This is a genomic window from Brevundimonas sp. NPDC090276, assembly GCF_044772165.1.
In the GTDB taxonomy this organism is placed as follows: Bacteria; Pseudomonadota; Alphaproteobacteria; order Caulobacterales; family Caulobacteraceae; genus Brevundimonas.
Genome location: NZ_JBIVYK010000001.1, coordinates 996234 through 1018908 on the forward strand (window position 1 = coordinate 996234; position 22675 = coordinate 1018908).

At 67.4% G+C, this 22675-nt stretch carries 24 protein-coding genes and 1 riboswitch; of the genes, 10 read left to right on the forward strand and 14 right to left on the reverse strand.

Annotated features, from left to right (window positions below; all coding sequences use genetic code 11):
- Window position 1: 1 nt before the first annotated feature.
- Both gcvH and gcvT read right to left on the reverse strand, forming a co-directional pair.
- On the reverse strand, window positions 2-367 hold the full coding sequence (gene gcvH / locus ACIQTU_RS04850; RefSeq protein WP_184271400.1) for a glycine cleavage system protein GcvH: 366 nt from the start codon (window positions 365-367) through the stop codon (window positions 2-4).
- Between the two features lie 12 nt (window positions 368-379).
- Window positions 380-1492, reverse strand: coding sequence for a glycine cleavage system aminomethyltransferase GcvT (gene gcvT / locus ACIQTU_RS04855; protein WP_400543120.1), 1113 nt, complete (start codon window positions 1490-1492; stop codon window positions 380-382).
- A 145-nt stretch (window positions 1493-1637) separates the two neighbouring features.
- A riboswitch (glycine riboswitch) is annotated at window positions 1638-1736 on the reverse strand.
- A 112-nt stretch (window positions 1737-1848) separates the two neighbouring features.
- On the opposite strand from gcvT, the gene ACIQTU_RS04860 reads away from it, so the two are divergent.
- Window positions 1849-2817 (forward strand): class 1 fructose-bisphosphatase, encoded by a 969-nt coding sequence (locus ACIQTU_RS04860; protein WP_400543123.1) that lies wholly within the window; start codon window positions 1849-1851, stop codon window positions 2815-2817.
- Between the two features lie 3 nt (window positions 2818-2820).
- Window positions 2821-3459, forward strand: coding sequence for a bifunctional nicotinamidase/pyrazinamidase (gene pncA / locus ACIQTU_RS04865; RefSeq protein ID WP_400543126.1), 639 nt, complete (start codon window positions 2821-2823; stop codon window positions 3457-3459).
- On the opposite strand, the gene ACIQTU_RS04870 is transcribed toward pncA, so the two are convergent.
- From ACIQTU_RS04870 to ACIQTU_RS04885, 4 genes are all read right to left on the reverse strand, one after another.
- A complete protein-coding gene (locus tag ACIQTU_RS04870; RefSeq protein ID WP_400543128.1) occupies window positions 3450-4751 on the reverse strand; it encodes a type VI secretion protein ImpB in 1302 nt (433 codons plus the stop codon). The genes pncA and ACIQTU_RS04870 overlap by 10 nt on opposite strands.
- Before the next feature lie 109 nt (window positions 4752-4860).
- Window positions 4861-5871: an adenosine deaminase gene (locus ACIQTU_RS04875; protein WP_400543130.1), complete on the reverse strand. Its 1011-nt coding sequence runs from the start codon at window positions 5869-5871 to the stop codon at window positions 4861-4863.
- Between the two features lie 53 nt (window positions 5872-5924).
- A complete protein-coding gene (gene argS, locus ACIQTU_RS04880) occupies window positions 5925-7724 on the reverse strand; it encodes an arginine--tRNA ligase (protein ID WP_400543133.1) in 1800 nt (599 codons plus the stop codon).
- A 4-nt stretch (window positions 7725-7728) separates the two neighbouring features.
- Entirely contained in the window at window positions 7729-8379 is a 651-nt protein-coding gene (locus ACIQTU_RS04885; protein ID WP_400543775.1) for a Tat pathway signal sequence domain protein, read from the reverse strand.
- Between the two features lie 149 nt (window positions 8380-8528).
- Between ACIQTU_RS04885 and ispH the strand changes: the two genes are divergently transcribed.
- On the forward strand, window positions 8529-9500 hold the full coding sequence (ispH, locus tag ACIQTU_RS04890) for a 4-hydroxy-3-methylbut-2-enyl diphosphate reductase (protein WP_400543136.1): 972 nt from the start codon (window positions 8529-8531) through the stop codon (window positions 9498-9500).
- On the opposite strand, the gene ACIQTU_RS04895 is transcribed toward ispH, so the two are convergent.
- The 3 genes from ACIQTU_RS04895 to lspA form a co-directional block, all read right to left on the reverse strand.
- Window positions 9497-9892: a PaaI family thioesterase gene (locus ACIQTU_RS04895; protein WP_400543139.1), complete on the reverse strand. Its 396-nt coding sequence runs from the start codon at window positions 9890-9892 to the stop codon at window positions 9497-9499. The genes ispH and ACIQTU_RS04895 overlap by 4 nt on opposite strands.
- A gap of 134 nt (window positions 9893-10026) precedes the next feature.
- Entirely contained in the window at window positions 10027-10593 is a 567-nt protein-coding gene (locus ACIQTU_RS04900; protein WP_400543142.1) for a DUF3035 domain-containing protein, read from the reverse strand.
- Between the two features lie 68 nt (window positions 10594-10661).
- Entirely contained in the window at window positions 10662-11189 is a 528-nt protein-coding gene (gene lspA, locus ACIQTU_RS04905) for a signal peptidase II (RefSeq protein ID WP_400543145.1), read from the reverse strand.
- A 122-nt stretch (window positions 11190-11311) separates the two neighbouring features.
- Between lspA and ACIQTU_RS04910 the strand changes: the two genes are divergently transcribed.
- The 4 genes from ACIQTU_RS04910 to ACIQTU_RS04925 all read left to right on the forward strand — a co-directional run bounded on the left by ACIQTU_RS04910 (window position 11312) and on the right by ACIQTU_RS04925 (window position 14177).
- Window positions 11312-12181: a TIGR01459 family HAD-type hydrolase gene (locus ACIQTU_RS04910; protein ID WP_400543148.1), complete on the forward strand. Its 870-nt coding sequence runs from the start codon at window positions 11312-11314 to the stop codon at window positions 12179-12181.
- A gap of 38 nt (window positions 12182-12219) precedes the next feature.
- A complete protein-coding gene (locus tag ACIQTU_RS04915; protein WP_400543151.1) occupies window positions 12220-12681 on the forward strand; it encodes a MaoC family dehydratase in 462 nt (153 codons plus the stop codon).
- 9 nt (window positions 12682-12690) lie between these two features.
- Window positions 12691-13620, forward strand: a complete 930-nt coding sequence (locus ACIQTU_RS04920; RefSeq protein ID WP_400543154.1) for a bifunctional riboflavin kinase/FAD synthetase — start codon at window positions 12691-12693, stop codon at window positions 13618-13620.
- An 89-nt stretch (window positions 13621-13709) separates the two neighbouring features.
- Window positions 13710-14177 carry an SMI1/KNR4 family protein gene (locus ACIQTU_RS04925; protein WP_400543157.1) on the forward strand — a complete coding sequence of 156 codons (468 nt, stop codon included), beginning with the start codon at window positions 13710-13712 and terminating at the stop codon, window positions 14175-14177.
- Between the two features lie 47 nt (window positions 14178-14224).
- On the opposite strand, the gene ACIQTU_RS04930 is transcribed toward ACIQTU_RS04925, so the two are convergent.
- Window positions 14225-14779 (reverse strand): DUF3828 domain-containing protein, encoded by a 555-nt coding sequence (locus tag ACIQTU_RS04930; RefSeq protein ID WP_400543160.1) that lies wholly within the window; start codon window positions 14777-14779, stop codon window positions 14225-14227.
- A 241-nt stretch (window positions 14780-15020) separates the two neighbouring features.
- Here ACIQTU_RS04930 and ileS point away from each other — a divergent pair, with 241 nt between their 5' ends.
- Window positions 15021-17948, forward strand: coding sequence for an isoleucine--tRNA ligase (ileS, locus tag ACIQTU_RS04935; RefSeq protein WP_400543163.1), 2928 nt, complete (start codon window positions 15021-15023; stop codon window positions 17946-17948).
- 48 nt (window positions 17949-17996) lie between these two features.
- Here ileS and ACIQTU_RS04940 read toward each other — a convergent pair whose 3' ends face one another.
- Together ACIQTU_RS04940 and ACIQTU_RS04945 are read right to left on the reverse strand one after the other, a co-directional pair.
- On the reverse strand, window positions 17997-18683 hold the full coding sequence (locus tag ACIQTU_RS04940; RefSeq protein ID WP_400543166.1) for a 2OG-Fe(II) oxygenase: 687 nt from the start codon (window positions 18681-18683) through the stop codon (window positions 17997-17999).
- 54 nt (window positions 18684-18737) lie between these two features.
- Window positions 18738-20006, reverse strand: a complete 1269-nt coding sequence (locus tag ACIQTU_RS04945; protein ID WP_400543169.1) for an EAL domain-containing protein — start codon at window positions 20004-20006, stop codon at window positions 18738-18740.
- A 111-nt stretch (window positions 20007-20117) separates the two neighbouring features.
- On the opposite strand from ACIQTU_RS04945, the gene ACIQTU_RS04950 reads away from it, so the two are divergent.
- Window positions 20118-20888, forward strand: coding sequence for an SDR family NAD(P)-dependent oxidoreductase (locus ACIQTU_RS04950; RefSeq protein WP_400543172.1), 771 nt, complete (start codon window positions 20118-20120; stop codon window positions 20886-20888).
- A 43-nt stretch (window positions 20889-20931) separates the two neighbouring features.
- A complete protein-coding gene (locus ACIQTU_RS04955; RefSeq protein WP_400543175.1) occupies window positions 20932-21846 on the forward strand; it encodes a lysophospholipid acyltransferase family protein in 915 nt (304 codons plus the stop codon).
- On the opposite strand, the gene ACIQTU_RS04960 is transcribed toward ACIQTU_RS04955, so the two are convergent.
- Together ACIQTU_RS04960 and ACIQTU_RS04965 are read right to left on the reverse strand one after the other, a co-directional pair.
- Complete coding sequence (locus tag ACIQTU_RS04960; RefSeq protein ID WP_400543178.1) at window positions 21843-22340, reverse strand: response regulator; 498 nt, start codon at window positions 22338-22340, stop codon at window positions 21843-21845. The genes ACIQTU_RS04955 and ACIQTU_RS04960 overlap by 4 nt on opposite strands.
- A 59-nt stretch (window positions 22341-22399) precedes the next feature.
- Window positions 22400-22612, reverse strand: a complete 213-nt coding sequence (locus tag ACIQTU_RS04965) for a DUF2093 domain-containing protein (protein WP_400543181.1) — start codon at window positions 22610-22612, stop codon at window positions 22400-22402.
- Between the last annotated feature and the right edge of the window lie 63 nt (window positions 22613-22675).

Consider the following 22675-nt stretch of genomic DNA (forward strand, 5'->3'; position numbering starts at 1 on the left):
ATCAGAGGGTGGTCAGGTAGGCGTCGTAGGCGGCCTGGTCCATCAGGGCTTCGACGGCCGAGGCGTCGGAGACCTTGATCTTGGCGAACCAGCCTTCGCCTTCCGGGTCGGCGTTGACGGTTTCCGGGGCCGAGGCCAGGGCGGCGTTGCCCTCGACCACTTCGCCGGCGACCGGGGCGTAGACGTCCGAAGCGGCCTTGACCGATTCCACGACGGCGAAGCTGTCGCCGACCGAGACGGTCTTGCCGGCTTCCGGCGTCTCGACGAACACCACGTCGCCCAGGGCGTCAGCGGCGTGCTTGGAAATGCCGACCGTGGCGACGTCGCCCTCGAGGCGAACCCACTCGTGATCTTTGGTGAAGCGCATGTGTCTGATCTCTCAGGCTTTAGGTTTGCGATAGTAGCGGGTGGCCACGAAGGGGGTGGCGACGACTTCGGCGGCGGCGGGTTTGCCGCGGACGATGACTTTCAGGTCCGTTCCCAGGTCGGCGAAGGCTGGCGGGACGTAGCCCATGGCGATGTTGTGCCCGAGGGTCGGCGAGGGGCCGCCCGAGGTGATCTTGCCGATCAGGTTTCCGTCCATGTCGGCGATCTCGGCGCCTTCGCGGGCCGGGGCGCCTTCCTTGACGTGCAGGCCGATGCGGACGCGGGCAGGGCCGTCGGCCAACTGCTTCAGGATGGTCTTTGCGCCGACGAAGTCGGCGGCTTCCTTGCGCGACTTGGACAGGGCGAAGGTCAGGCCGGCTTCGACCGGCGTGGTCCCGGCGTCGATGTCGTGGCCGTGCAGCGGCAGACCGGCTTCCAGACGAAGGCTGTCGCGGGCGCCAAGGCCGATCGGCTTCACGCGGGCGTCCGTCAGCAGCAGGTTCCAGACCCGCTCGGCGGCGGCGGCCGGAACCGAGATCTCGTAGCCGTCCTCGCCGGTGTAGCCCGAGCGCGAGACGATGCATTCCTCGCCGAACAGGGTCATGGTCTTGCAGTCCATGAAGCCCATGTCGCCCAGCGCCGGCTCATGCTTGGCCATGACCTCGGCGGCTTCGGGACCCTGAATGGCCAGCAGGGCGCGGTCCAGCACCTCCATCTTGGCGTCGCCCGCCAGGTTGGCGTTCAGGAAGGCGAAGTCGGCGTCCTTGTTGCCGGCGTTGACCACGACATAGAGGCCGTCCTCGAACGGCTTGCCCGCCATCAGGTCGTCCATGATGCCGCCTTCAGCGTTCAGCAGCAGGGAATACTTCTGCTTGCCGGCCTTCAGGATCTCGTAGTCGCCGGGGACGAAGCGCTGGAACTGGGTGATCGCGTCGGCGCCGGTGAGGCGGGCCTGACCCATGTGGGAGACGTCGAACAGGCCGGCGTGTTCGCGGGTCCAGCGGTGCTCGGCCAGCACGCCTTCGTACTGGACCGGCATGTCATAGCCCCCGAACCCGACCATGCGGGCGCCCAGGGCGCGATGCGCCGCGTTGAGGGGGGTGGTCTTCAAGGCCTGGTCGCTCATCGAGCATCCTCCGGTCGCGGGTTGCGGCGATAGCTTCGCCGTCGTCGCGCCCCCGCTGTCCTGAAGCCTGAGAGATTCCGACCGTCCCCGGATCGAGGTCGGCCTTGCTCCGTCGGCGCGCCATACGGCGACTTTCCAGCGTCCGTGCGCCTTCGCGGTCCTTTTGCCTGAGCGTTTCCGGGGCGGTTGCGCCTTCGGCCCCGACAGCCGTTACACGACCGTCGATCTCTCCCGCGAGAGCGTGCGACCTAAGGCCCCGACTCCGAGCCGAAGTCAAGCGGCGCCGGGCTTGCCGCGAACGATCCGAAGGGCCATGAGGGGCGCGAACTGCTCTCGTGACAGGATTGAAGGCCGCCATGACCGCCCGCACCGACCTCGCCGCCCACCTGGCCTCCCTCGATCTGCCGCAGGGCCTGACCCAGACCCTGACGGTCGCCGCCGCCGCCTGTGTAGAAATTCGCAAGATCGTCTCGGGCGGGGCCCTGGTCGGCGCGCTCGGCGCATCGGGCGTCGTCAACGTGCAGGACGAGGAGCAGAAGAAACTCGACGTCATCTCCAACGACGTCCTGACCGACATGCTGCTGGCCTGCCCGGCCGTGGCGGGCGTCGCATCCGAGGAAATGGACACGGTTCAGCCGGCGGCCAATCCGGCGGGCCAATACCTGGTCCTGTTCGATCCGCTGGACGGTTCGTCCAACATCGACATCAACGCCCCCGTCGGCACCATCGTCTCGGTGCTGAAGTCGCCGACGGCGACGCTGAGCGAGGCTGACTTCCTGCAGTCGGGCCGCCAGCAGGTCGCGGCCCTCTATTGCCTCTATGGCGGTCAGACCATGCTGGTGCTGACGACGGGTCAGGGCGTGGCCGGCTTCACCCTGTCTCACGACGGCCAGTGGCTGATGACGCACGAGAAGATCACCGTCCCGGCGGACACCAAGGAGTTCGCCATCAACATGTCGAACCAGCGCCACTGGGCCGAGAGCGTGCAGCGCTACGTCGACGGCTGCCTGCAGGGCGCGGACGGCCCGCGCGGCAAGAATTTCAACATGCGCTGGGTCGCCGCCATGGTGGCCGACGTGCACCGCATCCTGATGCGCGGCGGCGTCTTCCTCTATCCGTGGGACAAACGCGAACCGAACAAGCCAGGCAAGCTGCGTTTGATGTACGAGGGCAACCCCATGGCCTTCCTGATCGAACAGGCGGGCGGCAAGGCGACGACGGACGGCGTGCAGGCCATTCTGGACGTGACCCCGACGGAGCTGCACCAGCGCATTCCTGTGGCCCTGGGCTCGGCCAACGAGGTCGATCAGATCGCGGCGGCCTGAGCCATGAGGATCACCGCTTCAGACGCCCTTCTGGTCATCGACGCCCAGAACGACTTCTGCGAGGGCGGGGCTCTGGCGGTTCAGGGCGGGGCGGGGATCATGCCCCTGATCGCCCGGCTGGCTGAGCGCTTCGACACGGTGATCGCCACCCAGGACTGGCACACGCCGGACCAGATCAGCTTCGCCTCCAACCACGACGGCGCGGCCGCCTTCACCGAGATCGAGGTGGCCTACGGCCGCCAGATGCTGTGGCCGGATCACTGCGTGCAGGGGACGGTCGGGGCGGATTTCCATTCGGATGTTGTGTCTGCGGCGACCAAGGCTCTGGCCGTGGTCCGCAAGGGGCATAATCCGGCGGTCGACAGCTATTCCGCCTTCTACGAGAACGACCGTCGCACCGCGACGGGGCTGGCCGGGCTTCTGCGCGAGCGGGGCGTGCAGCGCCTCTTTCTGTGCGGCCTGGCCTATGACTACTGCGTCCGCTTCACCGCCGAAGACGCCGTGCACGAAGGCTTCGAGGCCGTGGTGATCGAGGACGCCTGTCGGGCTATCGCCGAAGAGACGGCGGCGGCGGCCAAAGCCGGTTTCACGGCGCTGGGCGTTGTGGAGATCGCGGCCGCCGACCTGACCCCTCACTCATAGAAGTCCGCTTCGTCCGGGATGCGGGTGAAGGCGATCTTGGCGCCGATATAGTCGGGCAGGCCCGCCTTGGGACCGATGCTGACCGTGTCCTTGCCGTAGCGCTGGTTCAGGGCGTCCAGCGTTTGGGACAGGCGCAGGGATCGGGCCTGACCGCCCTGATCCGGGCCGATGTCGAACAGGTCAGCTTCGAAGGCGGCGACCGATTTCAGCCCGTGAACCCCGACCCCGACATAGCTCAGCCGCCCCGCTGCAAGCCCGGGCTCCACCCGGCGCCACAAATGATCGAGCGCGGCCAGCAGGGCGAAGGTGTCCTGAGTCGGGGCGACGGCGCGGTTCAGACCCGTCGTGTCCCAGCTTCGCGGCGCCCCCTTCAGACCCATGTCCAGGTGAAGACTGATCCCCGCGCCGGTCAGCCCCATCCGCCGCAGCCGCGCCCCGCACTTGACCATCAGGCGTCGGGCGACGGCCCGCGCCTTTTCCGGGGTGCGCATGTCCTGGGCCAGGACATGACTGTGGCTGATGGAGGCGGGCGGCTTTTCCGGCGTCGGCTCGCTGTCCAGGCCGTGCAGGCCGCGCCAGATGCGCTCGCCCTCGATACTGTTCCAGACGGCGCGCGCCTCTTTGGCGCTCATGGCCCACAGGCCCGCCGTGTCCGTGACGCCCGCCGCCGCCAGCCGCTCGCGCATCCGCGACCCGACACCGGGGTATTGCGACAGTGGCAGGTGCAGGATGGCGCCGGGCAGTTCATTCGCGCGAAGGATGGTCAGCCCGGAGGGCTTCTTCATGCCGCAGGCGGTCTTGGCCAGAAAGCGCGACGGCGCCAGGCCGACGGACGAGCGCAGGCAGTCCCCGACGTTCTTCAGGATCCCGGCCTGGATGCGTCGGGCCAGGGCGACGGCGTTCGCCTCCTGTCGCTCCGGCCCGATCAGTTCGCACGAACATTCGTCGATGGAGCCGACCTTCCACACCGGCACATGGCGGTCGATCTCGGCCATGATCTGCTTGTGGACTTCGACATAGAGGTCCGGCCGCGCCTCGGCGACGATCAGGCCGGGGCACAGCCTGCGGGCCTCGGCCACCTGCATCCCCGTGCGGACGCCGAAGGCCTTGCTCTCATAGCTGGCGGCGATGGCGCCGGAATATTCACTGATCGCCGGGCGGACGATGACCGGACGGCCCCGCCAGTCGGGGTTCCTCTGCTGCTCGACGCTGGCGAAGAAGGCGTTCAGGTCGATGAACAGCCAGCGCAGGCCGGCGGCGGCGTCGTCGGGCTGTGGGCCGGGGTGCTCCATGAATGGAACATATCAGGAACGTGCTTGACCTGAAAGCGGTGCAGCCCTGTCTTCCGTCTCCTCCGGCAAGCCGCTTGCAGCGGCGACCGGAGGATGACGAAGGGAGGGATCAGTTGGTCACTGCGTAGGCGTCCACTTCGGCGATCCGTTCGGCCTTGTCGGAGTCGCTCAGGAAGCTGCCTTCGAAGCTGTTCTTGGCCAGTTGCGTCACCTGCTCGCGGGTCAGGCCGACCGCGTTCGCCAACTGGATGTAGTTGGCGTTCACATAGCCGCCGAAATAGGAGGGGTCGTCCGAGTTCAGGGTGACGTGCAGGCCGCGGCGCAGCATCTCGGGGACCGGGTGGTCCTTCAGGTCCTTGACCACGCACAGCTTCAGGTTCGACAGGGGGCAGACCGTCAGGGTCATCTGCTCGGCGGCCAGACGGGCGATCAGGCCTTCGTCCTCCATCGAGCGGTTGCCGTGGTCCATGCGGTCGATGTGCAGCAGGTCCAGGGCCTCGTGCACATAGGCGGGGGGACCTTCCTCGCCGGCGTGGGCGCACAGTTTCAGACCCAGCTCGCGGGCGGCGGCGAAGACGCGCTGGAACTTGGCCGGCGGATGGCCGACCTCGGACGAATCCAGCCCGACACCGATGAAGTGGTGCAGATAGGGCTTGGCGGCCTCCAGCGTGGCGAAGGCTTCGTCTTCCGACAGGTGGCGCAGGAAGCTGAGGATCAGGCCGCTGGTGACGCCCAGCTCGGTCTTGGCGCGGTCCATGCCCGCGATCAGGCCCTCGACCACCACGCCGAAGGGCACGCCCCGGTCGGTGTGGGTCTGGGGGTCGAAGAAGATCTCGGCGTGGCGGACGTTGTCGGCGGCGGCGCGCTGGAAATAGGCGAAGGCCAGATCCTCGAAGTCCTTGCGCGTCAGCAGGACGGCGGCGCCCGCGTAATAGATGTCGAGGAAGTCCTGCAGGTTCGAGAAGTCATAGGCCGCGCGCACGGCCTCGACGCTGTCGTAGGGGATGGCGACGCCGTTGCGCTGCGCCAGTTCGAACATCAGTTCGGGCTCCAGCGAGCCCTCGATGTGCAGGTGCAGTTCGGCCTTGGGCAGGCCGGCGATGAAGGCGTCGAGGGACATGAAAGGGGAGGCTCCTTGTCGAAGCCTCCCCCTATAGCCGAGAACGGCGTCGATTACATGCGCTCGGGCGTCTCGATGCCCAGCAGGTCCAGCGCCGTTTCCAGCTGGTGCAGGCTGGCGGCGGCCAGGGCCAGGCGCGAGCCCTTGGTCGCGGCGTCCGGCGCGACCAGGATCGGGCAGGCGGCGTAGAATTTCGAGAAGCTCTGCGCCAGCCGATAGGCATGCTCCGCGATCAGGTTGGGCGAGCGCTTGTCATAGGCGTCGGCCGTGGCCGCGTCGAAGGCGTCCAGCGTCAGGGCCAGGTCGCGCTCGGCCGGCTCGGCGACGACGATGGGGGCGATCTCGACGCCCTGATCGGCCGCCTTGCGCAGCAGGGATTTCACCCGCACGGCCTGATACAGCAGATAGGGGCCGGTCTTGCCCTCGAAGCTCATGAAGCGATCGAGGTCGAAGACGTAGCTGGTGGTGCGGTTGTTCGACAGGTCGGCGAACTTCAGCGCCGCCACCGCCACCTTGCGGGCGATGTCCTCGAACTCGGCTTCTGGCAGGTCGTCGCCCAGCTTGGCTTCCTTCAGGCGCTCGCGCGCCTTGTCGGTGACCATGGTGATCAGGTCGTGCAGCTTCAGCACGCCGCCCGCGCGGGTCTTGAAGGGCTTGCCGTCGGCGCCGTTCATGGTGCCGAAGCCGAGGTGCTCCAGCGACTTCTCGGGGGCGTAGCCGGCCAGATAGGCGGCGCGGAAGACCTGTTCGAAATGCTCGGCCTGACGCTCATCGACGACGTAGAGGATCAGGTCGGGGCCGATCGACTTCTTGCGGTCCAGAATGGTGGCCAGGTCGGTCGTGCCGTACATGGCCGAGCCTTCCGACGACACCACCAGCAGGGGCGGCGGGGACGGGGCTTCGATCACCGAGCCGTCGGCCAGCTTCTTCTTGCGGGTCTCGCCGGGTTTGGCGACGTGGACCACCTGGGCGCCGTCGTCCTCGACCAGCAGGCCGGTCTCCTTCAGGTGCGCCAGCATTTCGGGCATCAGGGGATCGGCGTCCGATTCGCCGTTCCACAGGTCGAAGGTGACGTCCAGAGCGCCGAATTCGCGCTTCAGCGCCGTGCGGCTGACGGCGACGAAGTGGGCCCACAGGGCGCGGTAGCCGGGACGGCCGTTCTGCAGTTCAGCGGTGGCCTTGCGGGCGCGGTCGCGGAAGGCGGGGTCTTCTTTGGCCTTGGCGGCGGCCTGCGGATAGAGGCGCTCCAGATCTTCCAGCGTGACCGGGCTGTCGGCGGGGAAGGGACCGTCGCCGTCGGCCATGAAGGCGTCGGCCAGGTGTTCGTCGCCGCAGGCGGTGATGAGGAGGCCCATCTGGAAGCCCCAGTCGCCGAAGTGGGCGTCGCCCCAGACGGTGTCGCCGCGGAAGCGGAACAGGCGCTTCAGGCTCTCGCCGATGATGGACGAGCGCAGGTGGCCGACGTGCATCGGCTTGGCCACGTTGGGACCGGCGTAGTCGATGACGACCTTGCGTGGCTCGACGCGCGAGGCGCCGGCCAGTTCCTCGTCCGATGCGACCTCGGCCGCGCGCTGGGCGAGGGCGGCGTCGGAGAGCTTCAGATTGATGAAGCCGGGGCCGGCGACCTCGACCGAGGCCAGGCGCGGATCGGCGGCCAGACGCTCGGCCACCTTGGCGGCCAGCTCGCGTGGATTGGCCTTCAGCGCCTTGGCGGCGGCCAGGGCGCCGTTCGACTGGAAGTCGGCCAGGTCGGGACGGTCGGAAGCGGTGACGCGGGCCAGGGCCTTGTCCACGCCTTCGGCGGCGAAGGCGGCCCCGACCGCTTCGCTGAGAGAGGTCTTGAGATCAGTCATGTTCTTAGGGGTTCGGTTGGGTCTGGCCGGCGGTGACGCGGAAGCGGCTGCCCGAGCGGTTGAACTCGGCCATTTCCGGCGTGACGTCGAAGCCGATCAGGACCTCGAAATTGTTGCCGCTGGTGGTGGCGTCGGCGCGCGGGATGACGATGGACTGTTCCTGCTGGACCGAGGCCGTGGTCTGGCCCTCGAAATTGACCGGCAGGTCGAAATATTCCTTGGCCAGGACAGCGCTGTTACGCTCGGTCACCGCCACCCAGTAGCGGTAGGTGCGGGCGTCGCCGCTGGCCTGCGGGCCCTTGCCGAGGTTGAACAGGACGTTGACGTCCAGTCGGATGGGGTCAGCTTCGCGATAGACGCAGTCGGCGGTCACGCCTTCGATCTCGCCGGTGAAGCCGACACCGGCGACCGAGGGGCGCTCATAGTCAGCCAGTTCGACAAAGCGGGCGGCGTCGTACAGCACCTTCACATAGGGGCAGGGACCGGCGTTGGCGCGGCGGCTCAACGGGGCGATGCGCATCGGACGCGGTGCTGGCTGTTGCGACTGCTGTTGTTGGCCCTGTCCTCGCTGGCGTCCCGACTGGGCGTCGGCGGCGGTAGGAACGAGCGCGGCTGTCACGGACAGGGCGGCCAGGGCAGTGAAGACGCGACGCATCAATTTCATTTCCGGCAAGCGAAAGGGAGCGCGCGACAGTCGGCGCCGACCGGTGCACGCTTGATGCTGATAGCGGCTAAAGCGAGGCGCGGCAAACGCGACCATGCAGCCGGTGGCGGGAAGGGCCTTGAACGACTAGGTTCCGGCCCATGAACGCGCCCGTCACGCCCTCCGCCCTTGATCGTCGTCCATTGAATGTGCGCCTGGCTACGCCGCGCGGCTTCTGCGCCGGGGTGGATCGGGCCATCCAGATCGTCGAGCGCGCCATCGAGAAATTCGGCGCCCCCGTCTATGTGCGCCACGAAATCGTCCACAATCGTCACGTGGTCGAGCGGCTGAAGGGCATGGGCGCGGTCTTCGTCAAGGAGCTGGACGAATGCCCCGACGACCGGCCGGTGGTCTTCTCGGCCCACGGCGTGCCCAAGTCGGTGCCGGCGACGGCGCGCTCGCGCGAACTGCTGTTCCTCGACGCCACCTGCCCGCTGGTGTCCAAGGTCCATGTCGAGGCCGAGCGTCATCATGCAGCGGGCCGGCATATTGTCCTGATCGGCCACGCCGGACACCCGGAGGTCGTCGGCACCATGGGCCAACTGCCGTCCGGCGCCATCAGTCTGGTCGAGACAGTGGCGGACGCCGAGGCCTTCCAACGGCCCGGCGATCAACCTCTGGCCTACGCCACCCAGACGACCCTGTCGGTGGACGACACCGCCGACATCCTGGCGGCGCTCAAGCGGCGCTTTCCGGAACTGCCGGACCCGCACAAGGAAGACATCTGCTACGCCACGACCAACCGGCAAGAGGCGGTCAAGCGTCTGGGCGAGGGCTGTCAGCTGGTGCTGGTGGTCGGGTCCAGGAATTCGTCCAACTCGGCCCGTCTGGTCGATGTGGCCTTGAAAGCCGGGGTGGGCGACGCCCGCCTGGTTGATGACGCCGGCGACGTGGACTGGGCCTGGTTCGACGGCGTGACCACGGTCGGCGTCACCGCCGGGGCCTCGGCCCCCGAACCCTTGATCGAGGCCCTGATCGACGCCATCCGCGCCCGATTCGACGCAATCGTGACCGAGGATGACGGGGCGCGCGAAACCGTCTCGTTCAAGCTGCCCCGCGTCCTGACGGCCTAGGACCGCTCCATCACCAGGCAGGTCGAGGTGGCGGTGGCGTAGAGCGTGCCGTCCAGACCGCGCAGGTCAGCCTCGGAGAAGGCGGCGCGGCGACCGGCCTGGATGACGCGGCCCTCGGCCCGCACCGGGATTCCCGCCTTCAATGCCTTGTGGAAGACGGTCTTCAGCTCCAGCGTCGTATAGGCCTGTCCGGGCTTCAGGGCGGAATGGACGGCGCAGCCGCAGGCCGAATCGAGCAGGGTCGCCATCCATCCGCCGTGCACCGACCCGATGGGATTGTAGACCGCTAGTGTGGGTTCGCCCTCGAAGGCCACCCGGCCCTCCGCCAGATCGGTCAGGCGGAACCCCACGGTCTCGGCGATGGGAGCGGCGGGCAGGCGGCCGTCCAGCATCAGTTGAAGTTGGTCCAGCCCCGACAGGGCGGCGAGATCAAGCGTGTCTGACAGGGGAAGGCTCCAAATGAAAAGGACGCGCCGGCCAGGGGCCAGACGCGTCCAGAATCAGGTGTTGTCGCTGAAGCGGGGGTTTAGAGGCCCGGCAGCTTGAAACGGCTGTCGCGACGCGTCGTGATGGCGATGCCTTCCCGACCGCCGGTCAGGGCCTGCAGACGGGCGTGTTCGGTGCTGGCGTCGATGGTGCGCGCGCCTTCGGCGGTTTGGCTGACCGTCGGAGCCTGGCTCGCCGCGTCGTTCTTGCGCCAGAACATGATGCGGTTGGCCCAGCTTTCTTCCTTGTGGGCCAGGTCGCCGAATTCATCGTCGACGACATAGCGGGCCAGGGGGTCGGCGCGGTCGGCGCCGGCCTGGGTCACCAGGGCCTGTTCACCGCCGGTGCGGGTCACGGCCTGGCGTTGACCCAGAAGAATCTGACGGGCGGCGCTTTCGGGGGCCAGTTCCTGCGGGCGCGGCTGGCCCGGCGATGGCGGGGTCAGGCCGTATTCCGGCGGCACCGACAGGGGCGCGCTGGCGACGGTGACGAACTCGTCCGGCACGACCTTCGACAGGCCGATGCTCTGCTTCATGCTCGCGCAGGCGGTCAGGCTGAGGGCGGTGGTGGCGAGAAGGGCCACGGTGAGGGCGCTACGGATACGCATATGGTCAGCTCGGCTCCGGGAGGCGCGCCCTACGGCGCTGGCTCGGGACGACAGTGAAGAGGGGGTGATTACGACTTTTCGTTGGCCGCGCCAACCGTTGGACGACGTTCGGAGAGGAAGCTGTCCAGGATCAACAGGGCGACGCCGACGGTGATGCCGGCGTCGGCGATGTTGAAAATCCACGGAAACAGGCCCGAGCCCGAGAAGTCGAGGAAGTCCACGACGCCGCCGAAACGGATGCGGTCGAAGACGTTGCCGAGCGCGCCGCCCATGACCAGGCCGATGGCCGCGATCATCAGCTTACGGTCCGAGCGCGTCGCCCACCAGGCCAGGGCGCCCGCCACCAGAATGGAGAAGCCGCTCAGGATCCAGCGACCCGAACCGCCGCCGAACAGGCCGAAGCTGACGCCGGTGTTCAGCACATAGGTCAGGTTGAACAGGGGCGGGGCGACCTCGGCGATGCGATAGCCGTCGGGGATCTGCGAGATGTGCGCCGCGTCGATGGCGCCCAGGACCATGGCCTTGGTCAGCTGGTCCAGCACGATGACGATCAGGGCGATGCCGTAGGCGGAGAAGGCGAGGCGAGAGATTTTCATGTCCCAAGCCGGTTAGCAGGAAGAGAGGCGGGGGCGAAGAGGGAAAGCGTAGAGCGCCGCCCAATGACGGGGAGGGGTGGTTGCGGCCTTTCCCCCCGCGCCCCGAAGGCTATAACCGGCCCATGACCCTGCCTCACGCCTTGCCCCGCCTGTCCGCCGTCGCCGACGATTACGACATCCTGCTGTGCGACGTCTGGGGGGTGATCCACAACGGCCGCGAAAGCTGGCCGACCGCCTGCGAGGCCCTGACGAAGTTCAATGAAAAGGGCGGTCATGTCGTCCTGATCTCCAACTCGCCGCGCCCCTCGTCGGACGTGGTGGCGCAGTTGGACGCCCTGGGCGTGCCGCGCAGCGCCTGGAAGGCTTTCGTCACCTCGGGCGACGCCACCCGCGCGGAACTGGCGCGCCGCGCTCCGGGGCCGGCCTGGATCATCGGCCCCGACCGCGACTTCGTCCTCTACGAAGGCCTGAACCTCGACAGCGCCCACGACGCGTCGGACGCCGCCTTCATCTCGGTCACCGGCCCCTACAACGACGCGACCGAGACGCCCGAGGACTATCGCGAGCGCCTGATCCCCGCCGTCGAGCGTGATCTGGAGCTGATCTGCGCCAACCCCGACCGCGTCGTGCAGAAGGGCGACAGCATCATCTACTGCGGCGGCGCCATCGCCGACCTGTACGAATCCATGGGCGGGCGCGTGGTCATGGCCGGCAAGCCCTTCGGCCCCATCTACGAACTGGCCCTGCGCGAAGCCCAGGCCCTGACGGGCCGCCCCGTCGACCGCTCGCGCGTCCTGTGCATCGGCGACGGTGTCATCACCGACGTTCTGGGCGCCGCCGAGCAGGCGCTGGACTGTCTGTTCATCGCCCAGGGCATCCACGGTGACGCCGCCAAGGGGCCGGACGGGACGCTGGACCCCGCTCGCGCGGCCGATTTGCTCCGGGCCGAGACGACCTTCGCCCGCTACGCCGCGCTCGAACTGGCATGGTGAGGCTCGCCATTTCGTCGCACCTGCCGTAAAGCCCGCACATGGTCGAATACGTCACACAGCATCCGTCGGGCGGTTACATCCTCGACGAACTCCACGTCGGCATGGCCGCCGAGAAGACCGTCCACGTCACCGAGGAGCGGATCCGTCTGTTCGCCGAGGCCTCGGACGACTTCAATCCGGTGCACTTGGACGAAGAGTTCGCGTCCAAGACCGCCTATCGCGGCCGCATCGCCCATGGCCTGCTGAGCGCTGCTTTTGGTTCTGCGGTGGTCGGCACCATCCTGCCGGGCGCGGGCTCCATCTATATTTCGCAGACCCTGGCCTTCCACTTCCCGGTCCGCATCGGCGATTCGGTTCGCATCGTCATCACGGTGATCGAGATGGAAACCGACAGCGCCCGGGTCGAGCTGAAGTGCGAAGGCTTCGTCGGCGACAAGCTGATCATGGACGGGGTGGCCGTCGTGCGCGTGCCGCGTCGCCGCAAGCCCTCGGCGCGCTGAGTCTCCGAGGTGGTCGAAGTTATCCGCGGCTGGCGCGACCTGCCTGCCTCGCAGCGCGGGGCGGCGGTGGCCGTCGGCGCCTTCGACGGGGTGCATCGGGGCCATCAAGCGGTGATCGCCTCGGCCCGCGAGGCCGCCCAGCGTCTGGGCGTGCCTCTGGCCGTGGTCAGCTTCGACCCGCACCCGCGCCGCCTGTTTCAACCGGACGCCGCGCCTTTCCGCCTGATGACGGCGGACCAGATGGCGCGGGCGCTTGCGCCGCTGGGCGTCGACCGTCTGTATCTGATCCCCTTTGACGCAGAGATGGCGGGGATGAGCGACGAGGCGTTCGCCCGTCGCGTCCTTTCGGAAGGTCTGGGCATCGTCCACGCCGCCGTCGGCTTCGACTTCACCTTCGGCAAGGGCCGCTCCGGCTCGCCCGAGGCGCTGCGGGCCTATGGGCAGGATCTGGGCTTCACCGTCTCTGTCACCGACCGCATCGACGACGTCTCGGGCCTGAAGCTGTCGTCGTCCGCCGTGCGCGAGGCGCTGAAGGCCGGCGACATGGACCGCGCCGCCGCCATCCTGGGCCGTCCCTTCGCCATCCAGGGCGAGGTGATCCACGGCGACAAGCGCGGCCGCACCATCGGCGTGCCGACCGCCAACGTGGCCATGGGCGACTATATGCGCCCGGCCTATGGGGTTTACGCCACCCGCACCCGCCTGCCGGACGGCCGGGTCATCAAGGGCGTCGCCAACCTGGGCGTCCGCCCCATGTTCGAGATCGAACAGCCGCTGCTGGAAGTCTGGCTGCTGGACTTCGACGAGAGCCTCTACGGCCAGACCCTGGAAACCGAACTGGTCGCCTTCCTGCGCGGCGAGATGAAGTTCGACGGGCTGGACGCGCTGAAGGTGCAGATCGAGGCCGATGCGGCGGCGGCGCGAGCCGTGCTGGGCTGATGGTTTAGTTTCGTCCCATAGGCGGCACTCGCCACGTCGGCTAGCGTAAGGTCACGCTATGGCCGTCATGCCGCCAATTCTGGTGTTTTATGCGCGCACTCGCTGACTTCGCATCCAAATGGTCGCATCCCGAAGACGCACCGGAGCCAATCCTACTCGCTGACCTAGAGCGTGCGGAGGCCCAGCTCGGCGGTCGATTGCCGGGTGAATATCGTGACGCCCTACTCAACATTGGTCTCCCAAGGCCTACAGGCGCGCTTCTGCATAGCATTTGCGAGGAGGAGGTCGATTTCGCTGACGTGTCCGAATTTCTTGCGGCAGATGAGATGATCGCATCGACCCAGGCTTGGCGAGAAATGGGCCTGCCGAACGACAAAATCGCCTTTGCTTCGGATTGCATGGGCAACTTGTTCGCTTTTGATGGCAACGCGCCCAGTCAGACCTCCAAAGTGTGGTTCTTCAATCATGACACGGGTGAGACTGCACTAGCCGCCCCGTCGTTCGCGATCTGGGTTCAGCAATTTCTAGACCTGAAGTTTGTGCCTCTCGACGACTGACGTCCGCCACCAATCCGTATTTGGCGATGTTCTCGCTACCGCTGCGCCTAGCCCTCGGCCTTCTCGGCGATGGCCATCATGGTGTCGTGCAGGGACTTGCCCTTGGCGTCGATGATGTCGGCGATGCGCCACATGGGGCCTTCCCTGACCAGCTTCAGCGTCTGTTGATGGGTCTGGCCGTGGTTGGTGAAGGTCACCTCGGCGGTGGCCGCCTTGTCGCCGTCGGGCGTCATCTTCAGCCCATTCAGGGCGAAGCCGTCGGCGTCCTGACAGGCGCAGACCGGGTCGTAGTTCAGATAGGGGACCTCGTTGCGGGACTGGGCGTCGCGGAAGTCCACGCCGATCAGGGCGTTGAGGGTGCGCGAATAGAGGGGATCGCGACCGGGGCTGACGGCCGCCGCCGCCGGGTCCGGCGAGGCGGTGGGCGGGGCGGCGTAGAGGGCGCGGGCGAAGGCCTCGGCGCTCTGTTCACCGGCGGCGTATATGGCCGCGCGCCCGGTCAGCGGGGCCTCGGCTGGGGCGGGCGCCTTGTCCTCGGCAGGTGAACAGGCCGCCGCCGTCAAAGCCAGCACCACCGCCGCTGTCATCGCCTGAACGCGCATCTGATCGCCTCCCTCTGTTCGTATCGACTATGGCGCAGGCGCCGCCCGGTCTGCTAGACCGTTTCAACCATGACCGTTCGCGTGATCCGTCCGATTTCGATTAGCCGCCCGGCGTAGCGCCAGGGCCGCAGAGCCCCGCGCACGTCGGGATCGAATATCGCCGATGCCGTTTAACGGCCTTCACGCTAGACTGCGTCCGCGCCGCCTCCTCGGCGCCCGCGCAAAAGACAAAGATTACCCCATGGCCGACGCCACCAACGACACCGCTCCTGACGCATCGGGCCGCGACTATCGCGACACCGTCTTCCTGCCCGAGACGCCCTTCCCCATGCGGGGCGGGCTGCCGAAGAAGGAGCCGGAAATCCTGGCCCAGTGGGGCGACCTCTATGGTCACCTGCGCGCGACGCGTCAGGCCCAGAAGGCGCCGCTCTACGTCCTGCATGATGGCCCGCCCTACGCCAACGGCGACATCCACATCGGCCACGCCCTGAACAAGACGCTGAAGGACTTTGTGGTCCGCTCGCGCTTCCTGCTGGGTTACGATGTCGACTATGTCCCCGGCTGGGACTGCCACGGCCTGCCGATCGAGTGGAAGATCGAGGAGCAGTTCCGCGCCAAGGGCCGCCGTAAGGACGAGGTGTCCAAGGAAGAGTTCCGCACCGCCTGCCGCGAATACGCCGGCAAGTACATCGACCTGCAGCGCGACCAGTTCCTGCGTCTGGGCATCACCGGCGACTTCGCCAACCGCTACGCCACCATGGACTTCACGTCCGAGGCGGCCATCGTCGCCGAATTCCACAAGTTCAAGAACTCGGGCCAGCTGTATCGCGGCTCCAAGCCGGTGATGTGGTCGCCGGTCGAGCGCACGGCGCTGGCCGATGCAGAGGTCGAGTATCACGACCACGTCTCGCCCACGATCTGGGTCAAGTTCCCGGTGGTCGGCGCGACCGACAGTCATCCGGACGACCTGCTTTCCTTCCGCGCGGCCACGCCCTCGATCGTCATCTGGACGACCACGCCCTGGACCATCCCGGCCAACCGCGCCATCAGCTACGGCCCCGAAATCGCCTATGGCCTGTATGAGGTCACGGCCCTGGAAGAGGGGCTGGACTATGAGCCCTGGGCCAAGCCGGGCGACCGCTTCATCATCGCCGACAAGCTGGCCGAGGACGTGTTCAAGGCGGCCAAGATCAGCGGCTTCACCCGCATCGACGCCATCAACCCCTCGGGTCTGGAATGCGCCCACCCGCTGGCGGCGCTGGACAGCGGCTATGGCTTCTCCGTGCCCCTGCTGGCCGGCGATCACGTCACCGACGACGCAGGCACCGGCTTCGTCCACACTGCGCCGGGCCACGGCGCGGACGACTACAATGTCTGGCTGGCCCACGGCCACCGTGAGGTGCCGGAAACGGTCGATCCCGACGGCGCCTATTATGAGCACGTCCCCCTGTTCGCCGGCCTCAAGGTGCTGGAGACCGAGGGCAAGAAGACCGGCAAGTTCGGTCCCGCCAACGGCGCGGTGATGGAAAAGCTGATCGAGGCCGGCAACCTGCTGGCGCGCGGCCGGATGGAGCACTCCTATCCGCACTCGTGGCGCTCCAAGGCCCCGATCATCTTCCGCAACACGCCGCAGTGGTTCATCCGCATGGATGAGACCCTGGAGGACGACAACACCCTGCGCGACCGCGCCCTGAACGCCATCGACGCCACCGCCTTCTACCCGGCGGCGGGCAAGAACCGCATCCGGTCGATGGTCGAGGGCCGCCCCGACTGGCTGATCAGCCGCCAGCGCGCCTGGGGCACGCCCCTGGCCATGTTCGTGGACAAGCAGACCGGTCAGCCCCTGCACGACCCCGAGGTCGACGCCCGCATCGTCAAGGCCGTGGCCGAGGGCGGCGCCGACGTCTGGTTCTCGGCCCCCGACGCCGACTTCCTGGGCGCGCACGACCCGGAACGCTTCGAGAAGGTGACGGATATCCTCGACGTCTGGTTCGACAGCGGCTCGACCCACGCCTTCACCATCGACCCGCGCACGGCCGAAAGCGGCTATACGGGCGACCGCCCGTCGCATTGGCCCGCCGACCTCTATCTGGAAGGCTCGGACCAGCACCGCGGCTGGTTCCAGTCGTCGCTGCTGGAAGGCTGCGGCACGCGTGGTCGCGCGCCCTTCAAGGCCGTCCTGACCCACGGCTTCACCCTGGACGAAAACGGGGAGAAGATGTCGAAGTCGCGGGGCAATACGACCGACCCCCTGACCATCATTAAGGAGTCCGGCGCCGACATCCTGCGCCTCTGGGTCGCCCTGGTCGACTATTCGGACGACCAGCGCATCGGCAAGCAGATCCTGCAGACCACGGTCGACGCCTATCGCAAGCTGCGCAACACCGTCCGCTACCTGCTGGGCGCGCTGAACGGCTTCGACGAGGCCGAACGCCTGCCCTATGACCAGATGCCGCCGCTGGAGCAGTTCATCCTGCATCGCCTGTGGGAACTGGATGGTCAGGTGCGTCAGGCCTATGAGGAATACCGCTTCCAGGACGTGATCCGTCCGGTGCTGGAGTTCTGCTCGGGCGATCTGTCGGCGCTGTATTTCGACGTGCGCAAGGACAGCCTCTATTGCGACCGCCCCGACAGCGTCCGCCGCCGCGCCGTGCGCACGGTGATGGACGAGGTCTTCAGCCGCCTGACCGCCTGGCTGGCCCCGCTGACGCCCTTTACCATGGACGAGGCCTGGACCACCCGCTTCCCGGAAGCCGGCACCAACTGCGCCCGCGTCATCCCGGAAACGCCCGGCCAGTGGCGCAACCTGGCCGAGGCCGAGCGCTGGGCCGGGGTCAACACGGTGCTGGAAGTGGTCAACGAGGCGCTTGAAGCGGCGCGCCGCGACAAGCTGATCGGCGGCGCCTTGGACTCCTGGCCGGTGGTCACGGCCCCCGCTGAGTTGCTGGTCCCGTTCGAGGGTCTGGACGCCGCCGAGGTCTTCCGCACCTCGGGCGCTGAGCTTGTGTTTGGCGGCGACGCCGTCACCGTCGAGGTCAAGCTGGCCGACCATCCCAAGTGCGCCCGTTCCTGGCGCCGGGTGCCGGACGTCGGCTCCGACGCCGACTTCCCCGACCTGTCGGCCCGCGACGCCGACGCCGTCCGCTGGCTGGACGCGCAGAAGGCCTAAGAATCAGGCCCCTTCGCTGCGGCGGAGGGGCCTTTCTCTTGAGCGGGTTCAGGCCGCGTCGTGGAAGATCAGCCCCAGCGTCATCCGCTTGCCTGACCGCACCGCGCTGACCCCGTGGCGCATCTGCACGCGATAGTCGCCGCGCGTGCCCGTGACCGGCCGTTCGCGCACGGCGAAGATCACGGCCTCGCCCTGTATCAGCGGCGCGACATGGGCCTGTGACTGGGAGCGAGGCTTCTGCTCGACCAGAACGAACTCGCCGCCCTCGAACGCCGCCGGATCGCTGAGCAGGATGGCCGCCTGCAGCGGAAAGACCAGATCGCCGTAGAGGTCCTGATGCAGCCGGTTGTAGTCGCCGGGGCCATAACGCAGCATCAGCGAGGTCGGTCGCGTCTGGCCTGCCGCCCGGCATTGGGCGGTCAGGTCTTCGAGACGCTCGGGAAAGCGGGGCTGATTCAGCCGCGCCGCCCAGCCGTTGGCGATGGGCGCCAGACCTTCATAGAGCCGCGCTCGCAGCCGGGGCAGGGGATCGGGCAGGGGATTGGCGAAATACTGATACTCGCCCTGCCCAAAGCCGTGGCGCTGCATGACGATCCGGCTGCGGAACCGCTCGGGCTGGTCGTAGAGGGCCTGCAGGGCGTCGCAGGTCGCGGGCGTCAGCAGCGGGCCGACGATGGCCCATCCCCGGGCGTTCAGGTCATCGGCGATGCGGGGCCAGTTGAGAGCGTCGGTCATGAGCGCCATAGACGCCGGCCGAGACGACCTGTCTGGCGGCTTTCGGCTGCGGGATCAGAACCGGCGGCGTTGCTCGGCCGATTTCAGCGTAGAGCGGACGAACTCGGCGGGCGGATCGGTTTCGGCCAGGACGGCTTCCTTGATGGCGCGCGGCTCGCCGAACAGGTGGCCCTGGCCCATGCCGACGTCCAGTTCGAGGATGTCCACGACCTGCTTTTCGCTCTCGACCTTCTCGGCGATCAGTTCGAGGCCGTAGCGGCGGGTCAGGGGGGCGAAGTCGGCGGCCTGGATGTCCGGCTGGGTCGGGAGGGGAGTGGCGCCGTCCAGATCCAGCAGCTGTTCGATCAGCAAATCGGCGGCCACCTTGATGAAGCGTACGTCCGAGCGTTGCAGGTCGGCGAAGTCCAGATCGAGGGTCTGCACCTTGTCGATGGAGAAGCGGAAGCCCAGGTCGGCCAGCTTGGCCATGTTGCGAGCTTCTGCGGCGCCGCGCGCATCGAAGGTGGCCTGACCCAGCTCGAAGATCAGGGCGTCCTTCAGGTCGCGGTTCTGGCTGAGGAAGTCGAGGAACTGGGGGAAGAAGGTCTCGTCGCCCAGCGAGGCCAGCGAGACGTTGCAGAAGACCCCGACCTTGCGGTCCTGACGCGCCAGACGACGCACGATCTGGGCGCAGCGGAACAGCAGCAGGTTGTCGATGGCGGGCAGCAGGCCCTCGCCCTCGGCCACCGAAAGATACTCGGCCGGCATCATGACCCGGTTCGACGGATCGCGCAGGCGGGTGAAGCTCTCGTAGAAGACGGTCCGGCGCTGCGGCAGGGTGACGACCGGCTGCAGATAGAGGTCGATGCGGTTTTCCGTCAGGGCGTCGTGGACGGTCTTGAGCAGGGTGTTCGACTGGACCTGACGACGACCTTCATAGGTGTCGGCGGTGATCGGCGAGGTCGCCAGTCGCTCGTCGATCGACTCGCTCATCTGCTGGACCAGACCCTCCAGCATCCGCACTTCGCCGGTCAGGGCCTCGGTCTTGGACAGGGCGCCGCTCTCGATGGCCTCGGCCAGTTCGGTGAGCGCGCCTTGCGTCGACTCCATCGCGTCGGCCAGCAGCCGGTGCGCCTCGCGGACCTTGGCGACTTCCTTGCGCAGGGCGCGACGGTCCAGAACCCCGGCGACCACGGCGTGCGATCCGACCAGAACCCCCAGAGCGCCCAGCACCCCGGCCGCGCCTGCGCCGGCGCCCATACCGGCGCGCCAGATCGCCGCCCCGATGGTCAGGGACAGGAACAGGTAGCCGAAGAACAGAAAACCGCCGGTGATCTTGCGCATGGGGCCGGTGTCGAGCCGCCTTTCCCTTATGGAATCGGCCAAGTATCGGTCTAACTAGAGGTAACGGCTAGGGTTGGGACGAAGAAAACCGGTCCCCAGGGAGGTTAACGCATGGAATTGTTCGATCTGAGCGGCAAGGTCGCCATCATCACCGGCTCCTCCAAGGGCATCGGCAAGGCCATCGCCGAGCGTCTGGCCGAGCACGGCGCCCGCGTCGTCATCTCCTCGCGCAAGGCCGGGCCGTGCGAAGAGGTCGCCGCCGCCATCAATGAAAAGCACGGCGCGGGCCGCGCCATCGCCATCCCCGCCAACATCGCTTCCAAGGAAGACCTGCAACGACTGGTCGATGAAACCAACAGCGCCTTCGGCCAGATCGACATCCTGGTCTGCAACGCCGCGACCAACCCCTACGCCGGCCCGATGGCGGGCATCGCCGACGACCAGTTCGAGAAGATCCTTCAGAATAACGTCATCTCCAACCACTGGCTGATCCAGATGGTCGCGCCGCAGATGCTGGAGCGCAAGGACGGGGCCATTCTGGTCATCTCGTCCATCGGCGGTCTTCGCGGCAACGCCCTGATCGGCGCCTACAACATCTCCAAGGCCGCCGACATGCAGTTGGTGCGCAACCTGGCGGTCGAGTTCGGCCCGTCGAACGTGCGGGTCAACTGCATCGCGCCCGGCCTGGTCCAGACCGACTTCGCCAAATACCTGTGGGAGAACCCCGAACTGCTGAAGACGGTTACAGAACCGGCTCCGCTGAAAAGGATCGGCCAGCCTGATGAAATCGCGGGCACGGCGGTCTATCTGTGCAGCCCTGCCTCGGCCTATGTGACCGGTCAGACCCTAGTAGTGGACGGCGGACTGACGATTGCCTGGTGATAGCGACGCGCGCTCAAGCAGCCCGAAGGGCGATAGCGCTCAAATGAAGGTTCCGTTTTTCCAGGACCTCAACTGGCGCCTGGAGGCGGTCGCCTTCTCGGCGCTGTTCGGCTTCCTGCGGGCGCTCGGCGTCGAGCGGGCTTCGGGCTTCGGCGGCAAGCTGCTGCGGACGCTCGGCCCGCTGACGGGCACGCACAAGACAGTGACGCGCAACCTGCGCATCGCCTTCCCCGACATGGACGCAGGTGAACGGGCCCGGTTGGCGATTGACCAGTGGGAGCAGACGGGCCGCACCTTCGCCGAGCTGGCGGTGATGGACCGCCTGACGCCGGAAAGCGGCCGCATCGACATCGTCGGGCTGGAGCGCCTGCACGCCGTCCGCGACAGCGGCAAGCCGGTGGTCCTGATCTCGGGCCATCTGGCCAATTTCGAGGTCATGGCGGCGGTCATCATGTCGGCGGGCGTGCCCTGCCAGGTCACGTATCGCGCGGCCAACAACCCCTATGTCGACGCCCTGATCCGCCAGAGCCGCGAGCGCTACGGCATCAAGCTGTTCGCGCCCAAGGGCGACGGCACGCGTGAACTGATGGCAGGGATGAAGCGCGGCGACTCCATCGCCCTGCTGGTCGATCAGAAATACGATCAGGGGCCTGAGGTCGAGTTCTTCGGCCAGCCGGTCAATGCTTCTCCCGGCGCGGCCAGACTGGCGCTGAAGTTCGGCACGGTGATCCAGCCGCTTTCGGTGGTGCGCCTGCCTGGCGTGCGTTTCCGCGTGACCGCGCATGAACCGATCACCGTGCCCGATACGGGCGACAAGGCCGCTGATGTTCTGGCCGGCATTCAGGCGGTCAACCGCTTCGTCGAGGATCGGGTGCGCGAGCATCCGGTGGACTGGTTCTGGGTCCACAAGCGCTGGCCGGCCAAGGTCTATGCGGCGCTGAAGGCTTCCGAGGCCTAGTCGATCAGGGCGTCGGTCGCGCGCCGGAAGGGGCCGACGAAGTTGTCGGTCTGGGTGCGGCGGCGGTCGGGACCGAAATAGCCGTCGCTCCTGATGAACTCGCGTGGATGCAGGATGACGGACTGGATCCGGGTCAGCAGGGCCAGGGGCGTAACGGGCTTGACCAGGAACTCGGTCACCCCGGCGTCGCGCGCCTGGGCCACGCGGCGCCTTTCCGAATGGCCGGTCATCATGATGATCGGCAGATAGGGGTTGGGGCTGTCCGGAGCGGTCCGAACCAACTGCGTGAAGGTTACCCCGTCCACCGGCAGCATCTTGAAGTCGACGATGACCAGATCGGCGGGACGCGCGTTCAGCGCTTCCAGCGCCGCCGAGCCGTCGGACACTTCACGCAACTTGGTCACGCCGATGGACTTCAGCATGGCGAAGACGATGGACCGCATATTGGGGTTGTCGTCGGCGAGCAGGACGTCGAGCGATTGCAGGGCGGACATGGGTTACGACCTGATCTGGCAGGCGGCTGGGTCGAGCGGCGTCATGGGGACAGCGACGTTCAGGCCTCGCGGGCGGCGGCCATGAATTCCAGCGGGCTGGCGTAGGCTTCCTGCCGCTCGGCGGACCAATAGCGCAGGGCGGCCAGCGGAATGGCCACGCCGCTGACGGCGCAGGTCACATAGGCGCCCGGGCGCAGCACGGCGAACTCGCCGTCGCCGTAATGCAGCGTGGCGGGCGAAGGCGAAACAGGCGGGGAAGCAGGCGTCGTCATGTAGCGATGATTGGCATGGCTTGCCGCAAGAGACGAGGGGCGAATCGCTGTTGTTTGAAAACA

What these genes read in the sequence shown, in the direction of transcription:
- gcvH (WP_184271400.1), bottom strand. Translation starts at nt 367, where the DNA reads ATGCGCTTCACCAAAGATCACGAGTGGGTTCGCCTCGAGGGCGACGTC.
- gcvT (WP_400543120.1), bottom strand. Translation starts at nt 1,492, where the DNA reads ATGAGCGACCAGGCCTTGAAGACCACCCCCCTCAACGCGGCGCATCGC.
- ACIQTU_RS04860 (WP_400543123.1), top strand. Translation starts at nt 1,849, where the DNA reads ATGACCGCCCGCACCGACCTCGCCGCCCACCTGGCCTCCCTCGATCTG.
- pncA (WP_400543126.1), top strand. Translation starts at nt 2,821, where the DNA reads ATGAGGATCACCGCTTCAGACGCCCTTCTGGTCATCGACGCCCAGAAC.
- ACIQTU_RS04870 (WP_400543128.1), bottom strand. Translation starts at nt 4,751, where the DNA reads ATGGAGCACCCCGGCCCACAGCCCGACGACGCCGCCGCCGGCCTGCGC.
- ACIQTU_RS04875 (WP_400543130.1), bottom strand. Translation starts at nt 5,871, where the DNA reads ATGTCCCTCGACGCCTTCATCGCCGGCCTGCCCAAGGCCGAACTGCAC.
- argS (WP_400543133.1), bottom strand. Translation starts at nt 7,724, where the DNA reads ATGACTGATCTCAAGACCTCTCTCAGCGAAGCGGTCGGGGCCGCCTTC.
- ACIQTU_RS04885 (WP_400543775.1), bottom strand. Translation starts at nt 8,379, where the DNA reads ATGCGTCGCGTCTTCACTGCCCTGGCCGCCCTGTCCGTGACAGCCGCG.
- ispH (WP_400543136.1), top strand. Translation starts at nt 8,529, where the DNA reads ATGAACGCGCCCGTCACGCCCTCCGCCCTTGATCGTCGTCCATTGAAT.
- ACIQTU_RS04895 (WP_400543139.1), bottom strand. Translation starts at nt 9,892, where the DNA reads ATGCTGGACGGCCGCCTGCCCGCCGCTCCCATCGCCGAGACCGTGGGG.
- ACIQTU_RS04900 (WP_400543142.1), bottom strand. Translation starts at nt 10,593, where the DNA reads ATGCGTATCCGTAGCGCCCTCACCGTGGCCCTTCTCGCCACCACCGCC.
- lspA (WP_400543145.1), bottom strand. Translation starts at nt 11,189, where the DNA reads ATGAAAATCTCTCGCCTCGCCTTCTCCGCCTACGGCATCGCCCTGATC.
- ACIQTU_RS04910 (WP_400543148.1), top strand. Translation starts at nt 11,312, where the DNA reads ATGACCCTGCCTCACGCCTTGCCCCGCCTGTCCGCCGTCGCCGACGAT.
- ACIQTU_RS04915 (WP_400543151.1), top strand. Translation starts at nt 12,220, where the DNA reads ATGGTCGAATACGTCACACAGCATCCGTCGGGCGGTTACATCCTCGAC.
- ACIQTU_RS04925 (WP_400543157.1), top strand. Translation starts at nt 13,710, where the DNA reads ATGCGCGCACTCGCTGACTTCGCATCCAAATGGTCGCATCCCGAAGAC.
- ACIQTU_RS04930 (WP_400543160.1), bottom strand. Translation starts at nt 14,779, where the DNA reads ATGCGCGTTCAGGCGATGACAGCGGCGGTGGTGCTGGCTTTGACGGCG.
- ileS (WP_400543163.1), top strand. Translation starts at nt 15,021, where the DNA reads ATGGCCGACGCCACCAACGACACCGCTCCTGACGCATCGGGCCGCGAC.
- ACIQTU_RS04940 (WP_400543166.1), bottom strand. Translation starts at nt 18,683, where the DNA reads ATGACCGACGCTCTCAACTGGCCCCGCATCGCCGATGACCTGAACGCC.
- ACIQTU_RS04945 (WP_400543169.1), bottom strand. Translation starts at nt 20,006, where the DNA reads ATGCGCAAGATCACCGGCGGTTTTCTGTTCTTCGGCTACCTGTTCCTG.
- ACIQTU_RS04950 (WP_400543172.1), top strand. Translation starts at nt 20,118, where the DNA reads ATGGAATTGTTCGATCTGAGCGGCAAGGTCGCCATCATCACCGGCTCC.
- ACIQTU_RS04955 (WP_400543175.1), top strand. Translation starts at nt 20,932, where the DNA reads ATGAAGGTTCCGTTTTTCCAGGACCTCAACTGGCGCCTGGAGGCGGTC.
- ACIQTU_RS04960 (WP_400543178.1), bottom strand. Translation starts at nt 22,340, where the DNA reads ATGTCCGCCCTGCAATCGCTCGACGTCCTGCTCGCCGACGACAACCCC.
- ACIQTU_RS04965 (WP_400543181.1), bottom strand. Translation starts at nt 22,612, where the DNA reads ATGACGACGCCTGCTTCCCCGCCTGTTTCGCCTTCGCCCGCCACGCTG.